Origin of the sequence: Serratia sp. CY55921 (genome assembly GCF_052167655.1) — a bacterium.
GTDB lineage: Bacteria > Pseudomonadota > Gammaproteobacteria > Enterobacterales > Enterobacteriaceae > Serratia > Serratia ureilytica.
The window spans coordinates 2,185,796-2,202,421 of record NZ_JBJNMU010000001.1; the positions used below are offsets into that span (position 1 = coordinate 2,185,796).

18 protein-coding genes are annotated in these 16,626 nt (G+C 61.3%); 10 read left to right on the forward strand and 8 right to left on the reverse strand.

Translation table 11 applies throughout. The features are described 5' to 3' along the window. Positions 1-12 precede the first annotated feature (12 nt). Complete coding sequence (betI, locus tag ACJ8M3_RS10530) at positions 13-615, reverse strand: transcriptional regulator BetI (RefSeq protein WP_004939107.1); 603 nt, start codon at positions 613-615, stop codon at positions 13-15. Positions 616-1,015: 400 nt separating this feature from the next. Between betI and ACJ8M3_RS10535 the strand changes: the two genes are divergently transcribed. Then, the gene (locus ACJ8M3_RS10535) at positions 1,016-3,055 is read left to right on the forward strand and encodes a choline transporter (protein WP_004939112.1); all 2,040 of its coding nucleotides are present in this window, start codon (positions 1,016-1,018) and stop codon (positions 3,053-3,055) included. Positions 3,056-3,099: 44 nt separating this feature from the next. On the opposite strand, the gene ACJ8M3_RS10540 is transcribed toward ACJ8M3_RS10535, so the two are convergent. From ACJ8M3_RS10540 to ACJ8M3_RS10555, 4 genes are all read right to left on the reverse strand, one after another. After that, positions 3,100-3,570, reverse strand: coding sequence for a YkgB family protein (locus tag ACJ8M3_RS10540; protein WP_004939115.1), 471 nt, complete (start codon positions 3,568-3,570; stop codon positions 3,100-3,102). 64 nt (positions 3,571-3,634) lie between these two features. Further along, a complete protein-coding gene (locus ACJ8M3_RS10545) occupies positions 3,635-3,925 on the reverse strand; it encodes a pentapeptide MXKDX repeat protein (RefSeq protein WP_033637682.1) in 291 nt (96 codons plus the stop codon). Positions 3,926-3,984: 59 nt separating this feature from the next. Then, a complete protein-coding gene (locus ACJ8M3_RS10550) occupies positions 3,985-4,761 on the reverse strand; it encodes a molybdopterin-dependent oxidoreductase (RefSeq protein ID WP_046686687.1) in 777 nt (258 codons plus the stop codon). A gap of 10 nt (positions 4,762-4,771) precedes the next feature. Then, on the reverse strand, positions 4,772-5,383 hold the full coding sequence (locus ACJ8M3_RS10555; RefSeq protein ID WP_033650571.1) for a cytochrome b/b6 domain-containing protein: 612 nt from the start codon (positions 5,381-5,383) through the stop codon (positions 4,772-4,774). A 151-nt stretch (positions 5,384-5,534) separates the two neighbouring features. Between ACJ8M3_RS10555 and ACJ8M3_RS10560 the strand changes: the two genes are divergently transcribed. Further along, positions 5,535-6,248 carry a response regulator transcription factor gene (locus ACJ8M3_RS10560; RefSeq protein ID WP_016928494.1) on the forward strand — a complete coding sequence of 238 codons (714 nt, stop codon included), beginning with the start codon at positions 5,535-5,537 and terminating at the stop codon, positions 6,246-6,248. 3 nt (positions 6,249-6,251) lie between these two features. Further along, complete coding sequence (locus tag ACJ8M3_RS10565; protein ID WP_042784003.1) at positions 6,252-7,718, forward strand: sensor histidine kinase; 1,467 nt, start codon at positions 6,252-6,254, stop codon at positions 7,716-7,718. A 13-nt stretch (positions 7,719-7,731) separates the two neighbouring features. On the opposite strand, the gene ACJ8M3_RS10570 is transcribed toward ACJ8M3_RS10565, so the two are convergent. After that, positions 7,732-9,150 carry a heavy metal sensor histidine kinase gene (locus ACJ8M3_RS10570; protein WP_033642405.1) on the reverse strand — a complete coding sequence of 473 codons (1,419 nt, stop codon included), beginning with the start codon at positions 9,148-9,150 and terminating at the stop codon, positions 7,732-7,734. Continuing rightward, a complete protein-coding gene (locus ACJ8M3_RS10575) occupies positions 9,147-9,818 on the reverse strand; it encodes a heavy metal response regulator transcription factor (RefSeq protein ID WP_021504273.1) in 672 nt (223 codons plus the stop codon). Before ACJ8M3_RS10575 ends, ACJ8M3_RS10570 begins: the two co-directional genes overlap by 4 nt. 140 nt (positions 9,819-9,958) lie before the next feature. Here ACJ8M3_RS10575 and ACJ8M3_RS10580 point away from each other — a divergent pair, with 140 nt between their 5' ends. The 4 genes from ACJ8M3_RS10580 (at position 9,959) to ACJ8M3_RS10595 (ending at position 12,662) form a co-directional block, all read left to right on the forward strand. Further along, positions 9,959-10,585 (forward strand): hypothetical protein, encoded by a 627-nt coding sequence (locus ACJ8M3_RS10580; protein ID WP_033642404.1) that lies wholly within the window; start codon positions 9,959-9,961, stop codon positions 10,583-10,585. A gap of 13 nt (positions 10,586-10,598) precedes the next feature. Beyond that, a complete protein-coding gene (locus ACJ8M3_RS10585; RefSeq protein ID WP_033642403.1) occupies positions 10,599-11,204 on the forward strand; it encodes a cytochrome b/b6 domain-containing protein in 606 nt (201 codons plus the stop codon). Next, a complete protein-coding gene (locus tag ACJ8M3_RS10590) occupies positions 11,197-11,964 on the forward strand; it encodes a molybdopterin-dependent oxidoreductase (protein ID WP_089196787.1) in 768 nt (255 codons plus the stop codon). The genes ACJ8M3_RS10585 and ACJ8M3_RS10590 overlap by 8 nt, the downstream gene beginning before the upstream one ends. A gap of 122 nt (positions 11,965-12,086) precedes the next feature. Continuing rightward, the gene (locus tag ACJ8M3_RS10595; protein WP_046686681.1) at positions 12,087-12,662 is read left to right on the forward strand and encodes a hypothetical protein; all 576 of its coding nucleotides are present in this window, start codon (positions 12,087-12,089) and stop codon (positions 12,660-12,662) included. A gap of 101 nt (positions 12,663-12,763) precedes the next feature. Here ACJ8M3_RS10595 and ygbI read toward each other — a convergent pair whose 3' ends face one another. Beyond that, on the reverse strand, positions 12,764-13,540 hold the full coding sequence (ygbI, locus tag ACJ8M3_RS10600) for a DNA-binding transcriptional repressor YgbI (RefSeq protein ID WP_033642400.1): 777 nt from the start codon (positions 13,538-13,540) through the stop codon (positions 12,764-12,766). Positions 13,541-13,823: 283 nt separating this feature from the next. Here ygbI and ltnD point away from each other — a divergent pair, with 283 nt between their 5' ends. Genes ltnD through otnC form a run of 3 tightly spaced genes read left to right on the forward strand, consistent with a single transcriptional unit; the run spans position 13,824 to position 16,626 of the window. Continuing rightward, positions 13,824-14,738, forward strand: a complete 915-nt coding sequence (gene ltnD, locus ACJ8M3_RS10605; protein WP_033642399.1) for an L-threonate dehydrogenase — start codon at positions 13,824-13,826, stop codon at positions 14,736-14,738. Then, positions 14,738-15,997, forward strand: a complete 1,260-nt coding sequence (gene otnK / locus ACJ8M3_RS10610; RefSeq protein ID WP_080273378.1) for a 3-oxo-tetronate kinase — start codon at positions 14,738-14,740, stop codon at positions 15,995-15,997. The genes ltnD and otnK overlap by 1 nt, the downstream gene beginning before the upstream one ends. Next, on the forward strand, positions 15,994-16,626 hold the full coding sequence (gene otnC, locus ACJ8M3_RS10615) for a 3-oxo-tetronate 4-phosphate decarboxylase (protein WP_089194452.1): 633 nt from the start codon (positions 15,994-15,996) through the stop codon (positions 16,624-16,626). The genes otnK and otnC overlap by 4 nt, the downstream gene beginning before the upstream one ends.

Consider the following 16,626-nt stretch of genomic DNA (forward strand, 5'->3'; position numbering starts at 1 on the left):
GATCTCCTTGAGTTATCCTCCGGGCGGCGTTTGCCCCCGGAGTTGGAACGTGATGTATTCGGTCGTGAGCGCCAGCGCCTGCGCCTGATTGAACGCGGAGCCGCGCAGCGCGCTGCGCAGCCACAGCCCATCGATCAGCGCCGCCAGCCCCTTGGCCGCCAACCGCGCCTGCGGCTGCGGCATGACGCGGCGAAACTCGGCGCACAGGTTGGAATAAAGCCGGCGGCCGTTCACCTGTTGCAGCCGGTTGAGCTGCGGCTGGTGCAGGCTGCTGGCCCAAAAGGCCAGCCAGGTCTTCATCGCCGCGCTGTTGATCTGGCTGTCGTCGAAGTTGCCGGCGACGATCGCCTGCAGCCGCGCCGCCGGGCTGTTGTCGGTCAGCGCCTGCAGCCGCAGCTTCACCGCCTCGCCCAGATGGCTGATCAGATAGCGCATCGTGGCTTCCAGCAGGCCGTTCTTATCCTTGAAATAATGGCTGATGATGCCGTTGGAAACGCCGGCCCGCCGCGCGATCTGCGCGATGGTGGCGTCATGCATTCCCACTTCGTTTACCGCGGCGAGCGTGGCATCAATCAACTGCTGCCTTCTGATTGGCTGCATTCCTACCTTTGGCATATTTCGACTCTCACAAAACCGACTTCGGCCTTATCTCAGCGGGCAAATTTCACTGCCGTTTCGCCCGTGATTCAGGTCATCATGAGGACTATTAAACTTTTTTTTGATTGAACGTTCAATAAAAATTGCATATATTTTATTGCCGCCTGGTTAAAAAAATGTATTTTCTGGTTGTGGAACTGGCTGATTTTTGTGAGGTAATTAACGAATCTGACCAAAATCAGTGGCTGTAAGCGGTTCCCGCCGCGAAGCGCTCCGGTGCTTCATAAGCAGGCGAAAGCGGCATCGTTCAGGCCATTCCCATGGGGATGGCCGCCGCCTTCATTCGCCCGTTTTCCGGATGCGCCAACGCGCCCCAGAATGCGGAGCGGCACGATTTTACTCAGTTCAGAGGATGACGATGACAACACGCGAAACCTCCTCCAAACCGCAGCAGGACCGCCTCAACCCTGTGGTTTTCTTCACCTCGGCGGGGCTGATCCTGGCCTTCTCGCTGATGACCATCTTTTTCACCGACTTCTCCGGACAGTGGATCACCCGCACGCTGAATTGGGTGTCGACCACCTTCGGTTGGTACTACCTGCTGGCGGCGACGCTGTACATCGTGTTCGTGGTATTTATCGCCGCCTCGCGCTTCGGTTCCATCAAGCTCGGGCCGGAACAGTCCAAACCGGAGTTCAGCCTGATGAGTTGGGCGGCGATGCTGTTCGCCGCCGGCATCGGCATCGATTTGATGTTCTTCTCGGTCGCCGAGCCGGTGACCCAGTACATGATGCCGCCGGAAGGCGACGCGCAAACGCTGGAGGCCGCCCGCCAGGCGATGGTCTGGACGCTGTTCCACTACGGCCTGACCGGCTGGTCGATGTATGCGCTGATGGGCATCGCCCTCGGCTACTTCAGCTATCGCTACAATCTGCCGCTGACCATTCGCTCGGCGCTGTACCCGATCTTCGGTAAACGCATCAACGGCCCGATCGGCCATAGCGTGGACATCGCCGCGGTGCTCGGCACCATCTTCGGCATCGCCACCACGCTGGGCATTGGCGTGGTGCAGCTCAACTACGGCCTCAAGGTGCTGTTCGAGATCCCGGAAAACCTGACGGTGCAGGGCTCGCTGATCCTGCTGTCGGTGATCATGGCCACCATCTCGGTCACCTCGGGGGTCAACAAGGGCATCCGCATCCTGTCCGAGCTGAACGTGCTGCTGGCGCTGGGTCTGATCCTGTTCGTGCTGTTCTTCGGCGACACCGAGTTCCTGCTCAACGCGCTGGTGCTTAACGTCGGCGATTACGTCAACCGCTTTATGGGCATGACGCTCAACAGCTTCGCCTTCGATCGGCCGGTGGAGTGGATGAACAACTGGACGCTGTTCTTCTGGGCCTGGTGGGTGGCGTGGTCGCCGTTCGTCGGCCTGTTCCTGGCGCGCATCTCGCGCGGGCGCACCATTCGCCAGTTCGTGGTCGGCACGCTGATCATTCCGTTCGTGTTCACCCTGCTGTGGCTGTCTATCTTCGGCAACAGCGCGCTGTACCAGATCATCCACGGCAACGCCGAGTTCGCGCAGGAAGTGATGCAGTTCCCGGAGCGCGGCTTCTACAGCCTACTGGCGCAATACCCCGGCTTCACCTTCAGCGCCTCGGTGGCCACCATCACCGGCTTGTTGTTCTACGTCACCTCGGCGGACTCCGGCTCGCTGGTGCTGGGTAACTTCACCTCGCGCCTGGCCGACATCAATAATGATGCGCCGAACTGGCTACGGATTTTCTGGTCGGTGGCCATCGGCCTGCTGACCATCGGCATGCTGATGACCGACGGCGTGCCGGCGCTGCAGAAAACCACGGTGATCATGGGCCTGCCGTTCAGCTTCGTGATCTTCTTCGTGATGGCCGGGCTGTACAAATCGCTGCGGGTGGAGGACTACCGCAAGGCCAGCGCGCTCAGCACCCTGGCGCCGGTGCCGGTCTCCAGCCACGACGTGCTCAACTGGAAACAGCGTCTGTCGCGGGTGATGAACTACCCGGGCACGCAGTACACGCAGAAAATGTTGGATAAGGTTTGCCGTCCGGCGATGCAGGACGTGGCGCGCGAGCTGGAGTTGCGCGGCGCGAAAGTGGAGTTCAGCGAAGTGCCGCCGACCGAAGACGAACGCCTGAACCACCTGGAGCTGCTGGTGCACCTGGGCGAGGAACAGAACTTTATCTATCAGATCTGGCCGATGCGCTACTCGGTGCCGGGCTTCACCTACCGTGCCCGCTCCGGCAAGTCGCACTACTACCGGCTGGAAACCTTCCTGATGGAAGGCACCCAGGGCAACGACCTGATGGACTACAGCAAGGAACAGGTGATTGGCGATATTCTCGACCAGTACGAGAAGCACCTGAACTTCCTGCACATTCATCGCGAAGCGCCGGGGGGCACCCTGACCTTCCCGGATATGTGACGGCCGAGAAATATCCAGAGGGCGTAGCCAGGCTACGCCCTTTTTTATGCCTGCTCGGCCGGCAAATCGGCCTTCAGCAGCACCAGGGAGCCGGCCAGCAACACCAGATCCTTGATTAAAAAGCTGGTGGCCCCGGCCATGGCGGGAAAACCGCCGGCGGAGGGCTCCCAGGCGCCCGGCGTGGAAAAGATCAGCGTCAGCGTGGTCAGGTAGGTCACCGTCGATCCGATCGCCCCCAGCAAACCCAGACGCCGCGACCAGAATCCCGCCAGCAGCAGTAAACCGAAGCTCCATTCGGCGACGCCCAATGCATAACTGGCGCCGCGAATGCCGAACGCCTGATGCATCCAGCTCAGCAGCGGGCTGTTGCCGATCAGCGGCACCAGCCCCTGCGCCTCATAATCAAACCATTTGGCGTAGCCGAAGGCGGCGAAGATCACCACCAGCGCCGCGCGCATAAAGATAACGTCCCCGTTCGAGCGCCGAAAGCGCCGCAGCCATGTCGCCAACATCATCCTCTCTCCTTATGTTGCCCGCAGCCGCCGCGGTTTGCCGCTTGCGGCCGCGGGGTGAGGCGGCTTAGTGCCCCATCGCATCCTTTTTCATCTCGTCTTTCTTCATGCCGTCTTTGGCCATACCGTCTTTCGCCATGCCATCCTTCTTCATGGCGTCTTTGCCCATTTTGTCTTTCTTCATGCAGTCCTTGCCCATGCACTCTTTCTTCATCCCATCTTTCGCCATGCCGTCGTGCGACATCTGGCTCATGCCGTCCTTTTTCATCGCGTCTTTACTCATGCCGTCCGCGGCGTTGGCGCCGGCCACGCCCAGCATCAGCGCGCTGCACATCATCATTGCGAATAACTTTTTCATGGTATTTCCTTCCGTCATGTCAAAGGCACCGGAGTGCCGGAGAATGGCCGGCGGCCGCCTCAGCTGCCGCCAAACCAGTTGTAACCCTGGTCTTCCCAGTAACCGCCCGGGAAGCGGTTGGTGACCTCGATCACCTGAATGTGCTTCGGATTCTTGTAGCCCAGCTTGGTCGGCATGCGCAGCTTCATCGGATAGCCGTACTTGCGCGGCAAGGTCTGGCCGTCGTAGGTCAGCGCGATAATCGTCTGCGGATGCAGCGCGGTGGCCATGTCGATACTGGTGTAGTAGTCGTCGGCGCATTTAAAGCTGACGTAGCGGGCGCTCAGATCCGCGCCGATTACCTTAAGAAAGTTGGCGAACGGCACGCCGCCCCACTTGCCGATGGCGCTCCAACCCTCGACGCAAATATGACGCGTCACCTGGCTAACCTGCGCCATCCGATGCAGCTGCGGCAGGCTCCAGGCGCGCTTGTCCTGCACCAACCCCGCCACTTCCAGCCGATAGTCGTCGCCGTTGATGTCGGGCGCGTCCTCCTCGGCGTAAAAGGCGTTGAACGGGAATGGCCGGGTGATCATCGACTCCGGGTAGACCGGCGCCAGGCGATCGCCGTTGAACAGCCAGCCCTGCACCCGATCGTTGAGGCGCGAAATACGGCTCAGCGCCTGCTCGACGTTGGCGTTGCCGCTGAGATCGCAGCCGGTAAGCATAGCGATACCGCCCAGCGTCAGGCCGTTGCGCAGAAAGCGGCGGCGGGACGACGCGGTCAACAAGCGCTGCGCTTCTTTGACGATCGCCTGCCCTTCAACGATCGTCATGATCTGTTTATCCTTTTTCATCGTGAACTCCTTAACGTCCGCGCAGCATGGCCAGCAGCGTGCGGGGCACCAGCGCCACCATCACCAAATGGATCGCGACGAAGGCCACCAGCGCCGACATGGCGAAAAAGTGGATATAGCGCGCCGCCTCATAGCCGCCGAGCAGCGTGCGCAGCAGCGGAAACTGCACCGATTTCCACAGCACTAGCCCGGACAGCGCGCTCAGCACGCCGAGGAGCATCACCGACAGATAGGCCACGCGCTGCACCATGTTGTAGTGGCGCAGGTCGGCGTGCTGCAGCCTGCCGCGCAGCGCCGCGCCGACATCGGCGAGAAACTGCTTCGGGCTGAGCGGCCAATATTTGCGTTTGAAGCGCCCGCTGGCGAGGTTCAGCAGCAGGTAACACAGTCCGTTGACGCCAAACAGCCACATGCCGGCGAAGTGCCACTGCAGCGCGCCGCCCAGCCAGCCGCCGAGCGTCAGCTCGTTGAAAAAGCTGAAGTTGAACAGCGGCGAAGCGTTGTAGATGCGCCAACCGCTGGTCACCATGATCAGCATCGCCAGCGCATTCAGCCAATGCGTTAACCGCAGCCACAGCGGATGTACGGTCTGTCGTTGTTCCGGGGTGAGGGTGAGGCTCATAACGATTCCTGCCAGCTAACGATGCGATGCACCGAGTATTCCCCGGATTTGTTCCCCAAGACCTCACGCAAAGTTAAATAAAATGTGATAACTCCGCCGGTGGCGGTTGTGTAGACTTCAGAGAGAATCGGGCTAATCAGCGATAATGAGAATGGACAAGCCAAAACGAATTTTGATCGTCGAGGACGACGGCGACATCGCCGAGCTGCTGCAGCTGCATCTGCGTGACGAGGGTTACGCCATCAGCCACGCCGCCGACGGCAATCAGGGCATGGCGATGCTGGAACAGGGCGGCTGGGACGCCTTGATCCTCGATCTGATGCTGCCGGGCGTAGACGGATTGGAGATTTGCCGCCGGGCGCGCACCATGACGCGCTACACGCCGATCATCATCACCAGCGCGCGCTCCAGCGAGGTGCACCGCGTGCTGGGGCTGGAGCTGGGCGCCGACGACTATCTGGCCAAACCCTTTTCCATGCTGGAGCTGGTGGCGCGGGTCAAGGCGCTGTTTCGCCGCCAGGAAGCGATGAGCCGCAACCTGCGCATGGACGCCGGCGCGCTCAGCTTCAACGATCTGACCATCGATCCCATCGCCCGCGAAGTGCGCCTGCACCAACAGCCGATCGAGCTGACGCCGCGCGAATTCGACCTGCTGTACTTTTTCGCCCGCCACCCGGGCCAGGTGTTCTCGCGCCTCAGCCTGTTGAATCAGGTCTGGGGCTATCAGCACGAGGGGTATGAGCACACCGTCAACACCCATATCAACCGGCTGCGCATCAAGATCGAGCGCAACCCGGCAGAACCCGAGCGCATCCTCACGGTGTGGGGCATGGGCTATAAATTCGCGGCCGCGCCGCAAGAGTGAGCCATGAAAAACCTTACGTTAGCGCAACGCCTCACGATTATCTTCGCGCTGCTGATCGTCATCGGCTGCGCCTTTTCCGGCTGGATGCAGGTGCGCAGCAATACCCAGTACAGCCAGGCGGTGATACAGCGCCTGTCCGGCAACCTGGCGCAGCATATCGCCGACAGCAATCCGCTGCTGGGGGTGAACGGGCCGGATCCACAGGCGGTGCATACCCTGTTCGATCAGCTGATGGCAGTGAACCCCAGCGTTGAGGTTTATCTGCTCGACAACCAGGGCGCAATCATCGGCAACGCCGCGCCGGCCGGGCATCTGAAGCGGCAGCGGGTCGCGCTGGCGCCGCTGCAGGCGCTGCTCGATGGCGCGCAGATGCCGGTGTACGGCGACGATCCGCGCAGCGCGGACGGGCGCAAGGTGTTCAGCGTTGCGCCGCTGAAGGTCGACGGCAGGGTCGAGGGCTATCTGTATGTGGTCTTGCTCGGTGAAGAGTACACGGCGCTGGCCAGCAACGCCCAGTTCAACTCGGCGGCCAGGATGGCGCTGTGGACCTCCGGGGTGATGGTGCTGTTCAGCCTGCTGGCCGGCGGTTTCGCGTTCTACTGGGTCACTCGCCCCATCCGGCGCCTGACCCGTCAGGTCAATGCGCTGGACAGCGGCGGCATTGAGGCGGTGCAGGCCTACGCGGCGCTGCCGGCGGTGCCGGCCGGGCGCGACGAGGTGAGCCAGCTGCAACAGGCCTTCCACCGCATGGCGCAGCGCCTCGCCGAACAGTGGCAAACGCTGGCGCAGCAGGATCGGCTGCGGCGCGAATTCATCGCCAACGTCTCGCACGATCTGCGCACCCCGCTCACCTCGCTGCACGGCTATCTGGAAACGCTGTCGGTCAAGGCCGCCACCCTGAGCGACGCCGATCGGCGGCGCTATCTGGAGATCGCGCTGGCGCAAAGCCGCAAGGTGGGCAAGCTGGCGCAGGAGCTGTTCGAGCTGGCTCGATTAGAGTATGGCGTGGTGAAGCCGCAGAAAGAGCCCTTCTCCCTCAGCGAGCTGTTGCAGGACGTGTTCCAGAAGTTCGAGCTGGCGGCGGAGGCGCGCAACCAGCGGCTGCACGCCGACATCGCCCCCGGCGTGCCGCCGGTGTTCGCCGATCTCAGCATGATTGAGCGGGTGCTGACCAACCTGTTGGACAACGCCATTCGCCATACGCCGCCCGGCGGCGACATCGGCGTGCGGCTGTGGCGGCAGGAAGACCAGGTGATGGTGCAGGTCAGCGACAGCGGCCCCGGCATTCCGCAGACGCTGCGCGCCGATCTGTTCGTGCGGCCGTCTGTCCTGAGCGGCGCCCGACGCCCCGCCGGCGGGCTGGGGTTAATGATCGTGCGGCGCATTCTGCAGCTGCACGACAGCGACATTCAGCTGATCGAACAACCACAAAGCGGCGCCTGCTTCCGCTTTGCCATTCCGCCGCGTTAATCCGGCATATCGGTTATTGCGCTAGCGGGAACCGCAGGCTGAAAATGAGGCTGGCGACAGGCGCGCGCTCGATACATTCGGCGCGCACCTCACCGCCGTGCAGCGTCATGATGGCGCGCACGATGGACAGCCCGAGGCCGCTGGCGTGGCTGCCGGCGCTGCGCGCGGGATCGGCGCGGTAGAAACGATCGAACAGCTTTTCCAGATGCGCCGGCGCGATCGGCGGCCCCTGATTGATGACCTGCACCCACCAGGCATCGGCGCGCCGTTCAGCCCGCAACACGATCAGGCTGTTTTCGTCGGCATAACGCACCGCGTTGGCCACCAGGTTGCTCAGCGCCCGCTGGAACAACATCGCGTCCGCCTTCAGCTCTCCTTCCCCTTCGCAGCTCAGCGCGATGCCGCGTTCTTCCGCCAGCCCTTCGAAATAATCCGCCACCCGCCGCAGCTCGGCCGCCACCTCCAGACGACTGTAGTTCAGCGCAGACTGCGCCTCACCGGCGCGCGCCAGAAACAGGATGTTTTCCACCATGCGCGAAATACGCTCCAGCTCGTCCATATTGTTCGACAATAGGGTTTCGTACTCCTCCACGCTGCGGGGTTGATACAGCGCCACCTGACACTGGCCCATCAACGCGCCCACCGGCGTGCGGATCTCATGGGCCAGATCGGCGGAAAACTGCGTCAGCCGCTGATAGCCTTCATTCAACCGATCGAGCATCGCATTGAACGACCGGGTCAGCTGCTGCAACTCCTTCGGCGCCCCCTGTTCGCTGAGGCGAGTGGACAATGTATTGGGCGCGATCTCGGACGCCTGCGCCGCCATGCGCCATAGCGGCTTCAATCCCCGGCGCATGACCCCATAGCCCAGCAGCGCAATCAGCAGGAAAGCCACAATGACCGCCGCGACAATGCGCCACAGGTAACGCGCCAGCATCTTCTGCTCGTTGACCATCACGTGCGCGGCGGAGATCTGCAGCAAACTGCCGTCTTCCAGACGCACCATCGCCGATGCCGCGCGCAGCGGCACCCCCTGCGCCGTCTCCCCGCCGCGCACGGCGGCCAGCGTCTGCGCCTGTTCGGGCGGCGTCGGCGCGATCGGCGGCAGGGCCACCCTGGCCGGATTCACATTGATGAGCGGTTTTTGCCCCGGAATTTGGAAAATCAACACGTCCTGTTCATTGCCCAGCATATTTTCGAACAGGCCGTTATTGGCGGTCAGGCGCGCCAAAGGAAAGCGCTGCCCCAGTAAATGGCGGAAATACTCTACGCGCCCGGTCACCTGCAGATCGCTGCGGAGCGTCATTTCCTGGCGCATCGCGCCGAACAGATACCAGCCTGCCCCGCTCACCACGCAGGCGGCCACCAGCGCGAACAGCGTGGCGGTGCGCAGCGTCAGCGACACCGGCCGACGTGAAGCTCGGGCGTTCACGAGCGCGGCTCGCAAACATAGCCGATGCCGCGCACGCTGTGGATCAGCTTGACGTCGAACGGCCGGTCGATTTTGGCGCGCAGGCGTTTGATCGCCACGTCAACCACATTGGTGTCGCTGTCGAAATTCATGTCCCACACCTGAGAGGCGATCTGCGTGCGCGACAGCACTTCGCCTTCGCGCCGCACCAGTAGATGCAACAGCATGAATTCTTTATTGGTCAACGGGATCACCTGATCCTGGCGCACCGCCCGGCGGCGCAACACGTCCAACTGCAGATCGGCGATAGCGTAATGATCGGCTTCGCGCGCCGGCCCGCGGCGCAGCAAGGTGCGTAAACGCAGCACCAGCTCGGTAAAGGAAAACGGCTTGATAAGATAGTCGTCCGCGCCCAGCTCCAGGCCGTGGATGCGATCCTGCACGCCATCACGGGCGGTGAGAAACAGGATCGGCACGTCGCTTTTCTTGCGCAATACCTCGATGATCTGCCAGCCGTCCAGCCCCGGCAGCATCACATCGAGCACGATCGCATCGTAGTCCTGCTCCAACGCGCGAAACAGCCCGTCGGTGCCGGTGCGCGCCAAATCGACGCCGTAGCCCGCTTCCCCCAGCCCTTTCTTCAGGTAATCCCCTGTGCCGATATCGTCTTCAACTACCAGTATTCGCATGCTCACCACCTCGTTACGTCTGCAAAAATACTAGCAGCTTCGGCGGACAAACTTGATGACATTAATGTCATCAAACGGCCATGGCGCTGACCCAGTAGGTCAACCATGCTTAACCGGCAAACTCATTTCAGGAGAACGTTATGATTACCCGTCATCGTATAGCCGGTTTACTGTTGTCCACGTTACTGCTTTCCAGCGGATTGGCCGCCGCCGCCCAACCGCCGGGCAAGGTGATTGCGCCGCTGCGCGGCACCATCACGCAGGTTGCCGACGGCAATCTGCAGTTGACCGACCGCAAGGGCGAGACACTCAGCGTCAAGCTGAACGATCAGACCAAAGTGCTCAGCGTGTCCAAAGCCACGCTGGACGATATCAAACCGGACAGCTTTATCGGCACCGCCGCCGTGCCGCAGCCGGACGGCACGCTCAAAGCGCTGGAAGTGCACGTGTTCGCCGCCAGCCTGCGCGGCACCGGCGAAGGGCATTCGGCCTGGGAATCCGCCGACGGCAAAGTGGATACCATGACTAACGGCACCGTCGGTAAACTGGTGAAATCCAACGGCCGCACCCTGACCGTCACCTACGGCAACCAGCAGAAAACCGTCGTCGTACCGGAAGACGTGCCGATCGTGACGCTGGATCCGGGCGATCTGAGCCTGCTGAAACCGGGCGTGCACATTGTGCTGTTCTCCGCCGTCAACGATAAGGGCGAACGCATCGCCACCCGCATTTCCGCCGGCAAAGACGGCACCGTGCCGCCGATGTAACCGGAGGAAAGCCATGAAAACCAACGCGTCGCGGCCGGTGCATCGCTGGCCGGTTCGAATCACTCATTGGATCAACCTGTTCGCCATGGTGTGCATGTTCATGAGCGGTTGGGAAATCTACAACGCCTCGCCGCTGTTCGATTTCCGCTTTCCGCCGCAGATGACGCTGGGCGGTTGGCTGGGCGGCGCGATTGGTTGGCATTTGGCGGTGATGTGGCTATTGGCGCTCAACGCCGTCTGCTATCTGCTGTGGAGCCTGTTCAGCGGCCATTTTCGCCGCGATCTGTTGCCGCTTCGCGCCGACGCGCTGCGGCAGGATATCTGGCTGGCGATGACGCTGCGCCTGCACCACCGGCATGGCCGCTACAACGCCATTCAGAAACTGATGTACCTCGGCGTACTGGCGCTCGGCCTATTACTGGTGCTGTCCGGCCTGGCGATTTGGAAACCGGTTCAGCTGCAGGGATTGGTCGCGCTGTTTGGCGGCTTCGACTTCGCGCGCTACGTGCATTTCTTCGCCATGGCCGGCATCGGCCTGTTTGTGGTGATCCACGTATTTATGGTGGCTGTCGTGCCTAAAACCCTGTGGGCGATGATAACGGGTGGCAAACATGAATGAGAAAAAACAGCGGGCAACCGCGCCGACGCTGGAACCGGACCAAAAAAAGCAGCTGGTCAATCTGCAACGCCGGCTGATGTTGCGCTCCGGGCTGACGCTGGGCGGCATCGCCATGCTGACCGGGTGTAATCTGCAAGACGGCGATCGGGTGGATAAGGTGCTGTGGGCCATGTCGCGCTGGAACGACCGGGTGCAGGCCTGGCTGTTCAGCGGCCAGCGGTTGGCGCAAACTTACCGGCCGGACCAGATCACTCACCCTTTCCCCTTTAACGCATTTTACCCGGAATACAACGTCCCCGAGATCGATCTCGCCGGCTACCGGCTTGAGGTCGCGGGGAAAGTGGAGAAAAAAGCGCCCTGGACGCTGGAACAGCTGCAGCGGCTGCCACAGCAAAGCCAGATCACGCGTCTGATCTGCATTGAGGGCTGGAGCGCCATTGGCCAATGGGGCGGCGTGCCGCTGCGCACCTTTCTGCAGCACGTCGGCGCGGATCTGAATGCCGGTTACGTCGGCTTCAAATGCGCCGATCGTTACTACGCCAGCCTCGACATGGCCACCGCGCTGCACCCGCAGACCATCCTGGCGCTGGATTTCGGCGGCAAGGCGTTGCCGGCGGACTACGGCTACCCGCTGCGGCTGCGCGTGCCGACCAAGCTGGGGTTCAAAAACGCCAAACATGTCGCCGCCATCTTCGTCAGCGACGTCAATCCGGGCGGGTATTGGGAAGATCAGGGCTACAACTGGTTCAGCGGCATTTAGTTTTGCGCGGCGCTGCGCACAACCTTCATCGGCGGCTGGAGGATCGTCTCCGCCGCGGTTAATAATCTGTTCGTCACAAAGGGGATAACTATAGGAAAAATAATAGTAAAAAGGATTTTATCATGGATATTGATGTGAGGGAGATCAATGCACGGCCTGTCACGGAGTATAGGTATCGAATAACGGTTTATAAAAAAGCCAGCAGCGTTGCTGCGTATTACCTTGATTTTAAAAAAGCGACGTTAAGGATGCGTCAATGGCTTATTGGGGCTTATCCTGCCTCGGAAGTATTGGACAATGCTTACGTCATGGAACTGTACGATGTAAGAGCATTGGAAAATCGCGCCGAAGTAACGAGATCCTTATTTGATACCTATACCAGGATGGCTTACACCCGGTATGAACGAGAACAACTCTTCATTAATGGCATCGGCCTGGCGATCGTCACTTTTGTGACGCAATACCAAGCAAGATTAGTTTTCAGCGTACCGCTCAGGCCAGCGTTAGCCAGAATTTATGACTCGCTCTTGAAAAAACACGCGCATCGCGTACATTATTTGTACAACCAAGCGCTTATTGAGGACGGATTATATGTCATCGAAATCCCGCCTGTTAACGGCAGAATCCCACCCAACCCCTATGAGCATGAAGGAACGGCACCAAAAAGAGATGCAAGCCTTCCACGAAGAATGGGCTGAACAAAGGCGCCGCGAATGGCGTGAACGCGGCGGCGTTGAAGCCAGTGAACCGCCCGCACGTAGCATCGATACCGAACTTTCATCCTGATTCCGGTTCGTTCTTATTCTTCTTCTTCTTTTTCCGCCGTCAGCAATGCAATCCCCGCTTGCTCAATGGCCTCCCGCGCGGCGGCGGGCAACCCCTCATCGGTAATGATGGCGTCAAAGGCGGCGATCGGCAGCGCCAGATAGGTGGCGACTTTGCCGTATTTGGACGTATCGCTGAGCAGAATGCGGCGGCGGCTGGCCTCGACGATGGCCTTCTTCACCATCACCTTATCTTCGTTCGGCGTCGACAGGCCGCGCATGCTCCACGAAGAGGCGGAGATGAACGCCAGATCGATAAACAGACCGCGCAGCGCCTGCGCCGCCGCCTCGCCGACGCAGGAGCGGTTTTCCCGGCACACGGTGCCGCCGGTGTGGATGATTCGGCACTGGCTATGCTCTATCAGAAACCCGGCGATGACAAAGTCGTTGGTCACCACCGTCAAATCGTCACGTTCTCCGATCTGTTTCGCCAGCGCCAGCGTGGTGGTGCCAGCATCCAGATAGATACAGCTATTGGCGGGAATTTGCCGCGCCGCCAGCCGACCGATGGCGATTTTCTGCCGGCCGAACATCCCCTCTTTGGTCTGGTGAGAAGGTTCGCTCGCCACCCGTTCCGGCGCCTGCACACCGCCCGAGACCGACTGCACCGCCCCCTGCTCTTCCAGCTTTTGCACGTCACGGCGGATCGTCATATGCGACACCCCCAGCCGTTCGGTCAGCTCGGCGATACTGACGACGCCGCGTTCGGATACCAGCGCAAGAATTTGTTGATGGCGTTCTACAGGTATCACGGTTCCCTCTCGTTGCTGCGGTGATAATAATTGTGATTTTACGTCAATTTTCGTTCGCCGATAGCCCTTATTTCTCGCAGCGTGACGGCCAGCGCAGTTAGGCCAGCCAAACATAAACTTATTTAAAAACATAATAGTAATGTTGATTTAGGCCAGAAATCGCACGAAAAATCCGTTTCACGCATTGTTAATTATTGTGATAACGATCGCGGATAATCGACCGACAAGCGCTTACATTTAACACAACAAAACAAATTATCACTAAAATTAACAGGAGTGCAGTATGACACACCCAGGGAATTATGCCGTTTGCGTCATCGGGCTGGGGGCGATGGGCATGGGCGCCGCGCGTTCATGCCTCCGCGCCGGATTGACCACCTACGGCGCCGATCTCAATCCGCAGGCGCTGGCGGCGCTGCAACAGGCCGGCGCGAAACAAACGGCCCCCAGCGCGCGCGACTTCGCCGCCGAGCTGGACGCCGTGTTGCTGCTGGTGGTAAACGCCGCGCAGGTGAAGCAAATCCTGTTCGGCGAGCAAGGCCTGGCGCCGCAGCTCAAGCCGGGCACGGCGGTGATGGTGTCTTCGACCATTTCCGCCGATGACGCCAAACAGATCGAGCAACGGCTGCTGGACTACGGCCTGGCGATGCTGGACGCGCCGGTTTCCGGCGGGGCGGCCAAGGCGGAAGAAGGCCAAATGACGGTGATGGCCGCCGGCGCCGACGCCACCTTCGCGCGCCTGCAACCCGTGCTGGACGCCATCGCCGGCAAGGTTTACCGCATCGGCGAAACCATCGGCCTGGGCGCGACGGTAAAAATCATCCACCAGCTGTTGGCTGGGGTGCACATCGCCGCCGGGGCGGAAGCCATGGCGCTGGCCGCTCGCGCCAACATCCCGCTGGACGTCATGTATGACGTCGTCACCCACGCCGCCGGCAACTCCTGGATGTTCGAAAATCGCATGCGCCACGTGGTCGACGGCGACTATACGCCCAAATCGGCGGTGGATATCTTCGTCAAGGATCTGGGGCTGGTGGCGGATACCGCCAAGGCGCTGCATTTCCCGCTGCCGCTGGCCTCCACCGCCTTCACCATGTTTACCGCCGCCAGCAACGCCGGCTACGGTAAAGAAGATGACAGCGCGGTAATCAAAATCTTTGCCGGCATCGATCTGCCGCAGAAAAAGGAGACGCTCTGATGCAGCTCGGCGTAATCGCGGATGATTTTACCGGCGCGACCGACATCGCCAGCTTTCTGGTGCAAAACGGCCTGCCGACGGTGCAGTTGAACGGCGTGCCGCAGGACGAAACGCCGGTCGACGCTCAGGCGGTCGTCATCAGCCTGAAATCGCGCTCCTGCCCGGCAGAGCAGGCGATCGAACAGGCATTGCAAGCGCTGGCCTGGCTGCAAAAACAGGGCTGCCGCCAGTTCTACTTCAAATACTGCTCCACCTTCGACAGCACCGCACAGGGCAATATCGGCCCGGTGACCGACGCCCTGCTCGCCGCGCTGGGGGAAAATTTCACGGTTGTTTCCCCGGCGCTGCCGGTAAACGGCCGCACGGTCTATCAGGGCTACCTGTTCGTCGGGGAACAGCTGCTGTCTGAGTCCGGCATGCGTCATCACCCAGTCACGCCGATGACCGACAGCAACCTGCTTCGCCTGATGGAATCCCAGGCCGCCGGACGCTGTGGGCTGGTGATGGCGGCGGAAATGGATCGCGGCACCGAGGCAGTCAGCGAGAAGCTGCAGCAATTGGCGCAGGAAGGCGTGCGCTACGCGGTGCTGGACACGCTCAACGAACGGCATCTGCTTACCCAGGGCGAAGCGTTGAAAACGATGAAGCTGGTGACCGGCGGTTCGGGCCTGGCGATCGGCCTGGCGCGGCAATGGGCGCAGAACGGCGAACGTTCGGCAGAGGCGGCCGGCGCGCCGCAGGGGGAAAAGGCGGCGGTGCTGTCTGGCTCCTGCTCCGTCATGACTAACCGGCAGGTGGCGCACTATCGCGAACGCGCGGCGGCGCAGGCCATCGATATCGACCGTTGCTTCGATCCCCAGACGCGCGCCGCCTACGCCGTCGAGTTGGCGCACTGGGCGCAGCGCCATGCCGGAGAAACGCTTGCCCCGCTGATCTACGCCACTGCATCGCCGGAGTCGCTGCAGCAAACGCAACAACGGCATGGCGCCGCCGCCAGCGAGGCGGTGGAAGCCTTGTTCGCCGAGCTGGTGGTGCAACTGCGCCAGTTGGGATTCAGCCGCTTTATCGTCGCCGGCGGCGAAACCTCCGGCGTGGTGACGCAGGCGCTGGGCATTCGCGGCTTCCATATCGGCCCCAGCATTTCCCCCGGCGTTCCCTGGGTGCGCGCCAGCGATCGGGCCATTTCCCTGGCGCTGAAATCGGGTAATTTTGGCGATGAAGCCTTCTTCGCGCGCGCGCAAACGGAGTTCCCGGTATGAGCATGACGATTGAACAGCAGGCGCGTGAAGAGATGGTGCGCCTGGGTGCCTCGTTTTTCCAACGCGGCTACGCCACCGGCTCCGCCGGCAACCTCTCGCTGATGCTGCCGGACGGCGCGCTGCTGGCAACGCCGACCGGCTCCTGTCTCGGCGAGTTGCAGGCCGATCGCCTGTCTAAAGTGAGCCTGAACGGCGACTGGCTCTCCGGCGACAAACCGTCGAAAGAGATCAGCTTTCATCGGGCGCTCTATCTGAACAACCCGGAATGCAAAGCGGTCGTGCACTTGCATTGCACCTACCTCACGGCGCTCTCTTGCCTGCAGGGGCTGGACGCCGACAACGCCATCAAACCGTTCACCCCCTATGTGGTGATGCGCGTCGGCAAGGTGCCGGTGGTGCCTTACTACCGGCCCGGCGACGAAAGGCTGGCGCAGGATCTGGCCCGCCTGGCGCCGACCCACCGCGCCTTTTTGCTGGCCAACCACGGGCCGGTGGTGACGGGTAAAGACCTGCGAGCGGCGGCGGACAATACCGAAGAGATGGAAGATGCGGCGCGGCTGATCTTCACCCTCGGCGATCGTCCGATCCGCTATTTGACCGCTGATGAAATTGCCGAATTACGGAGCTGA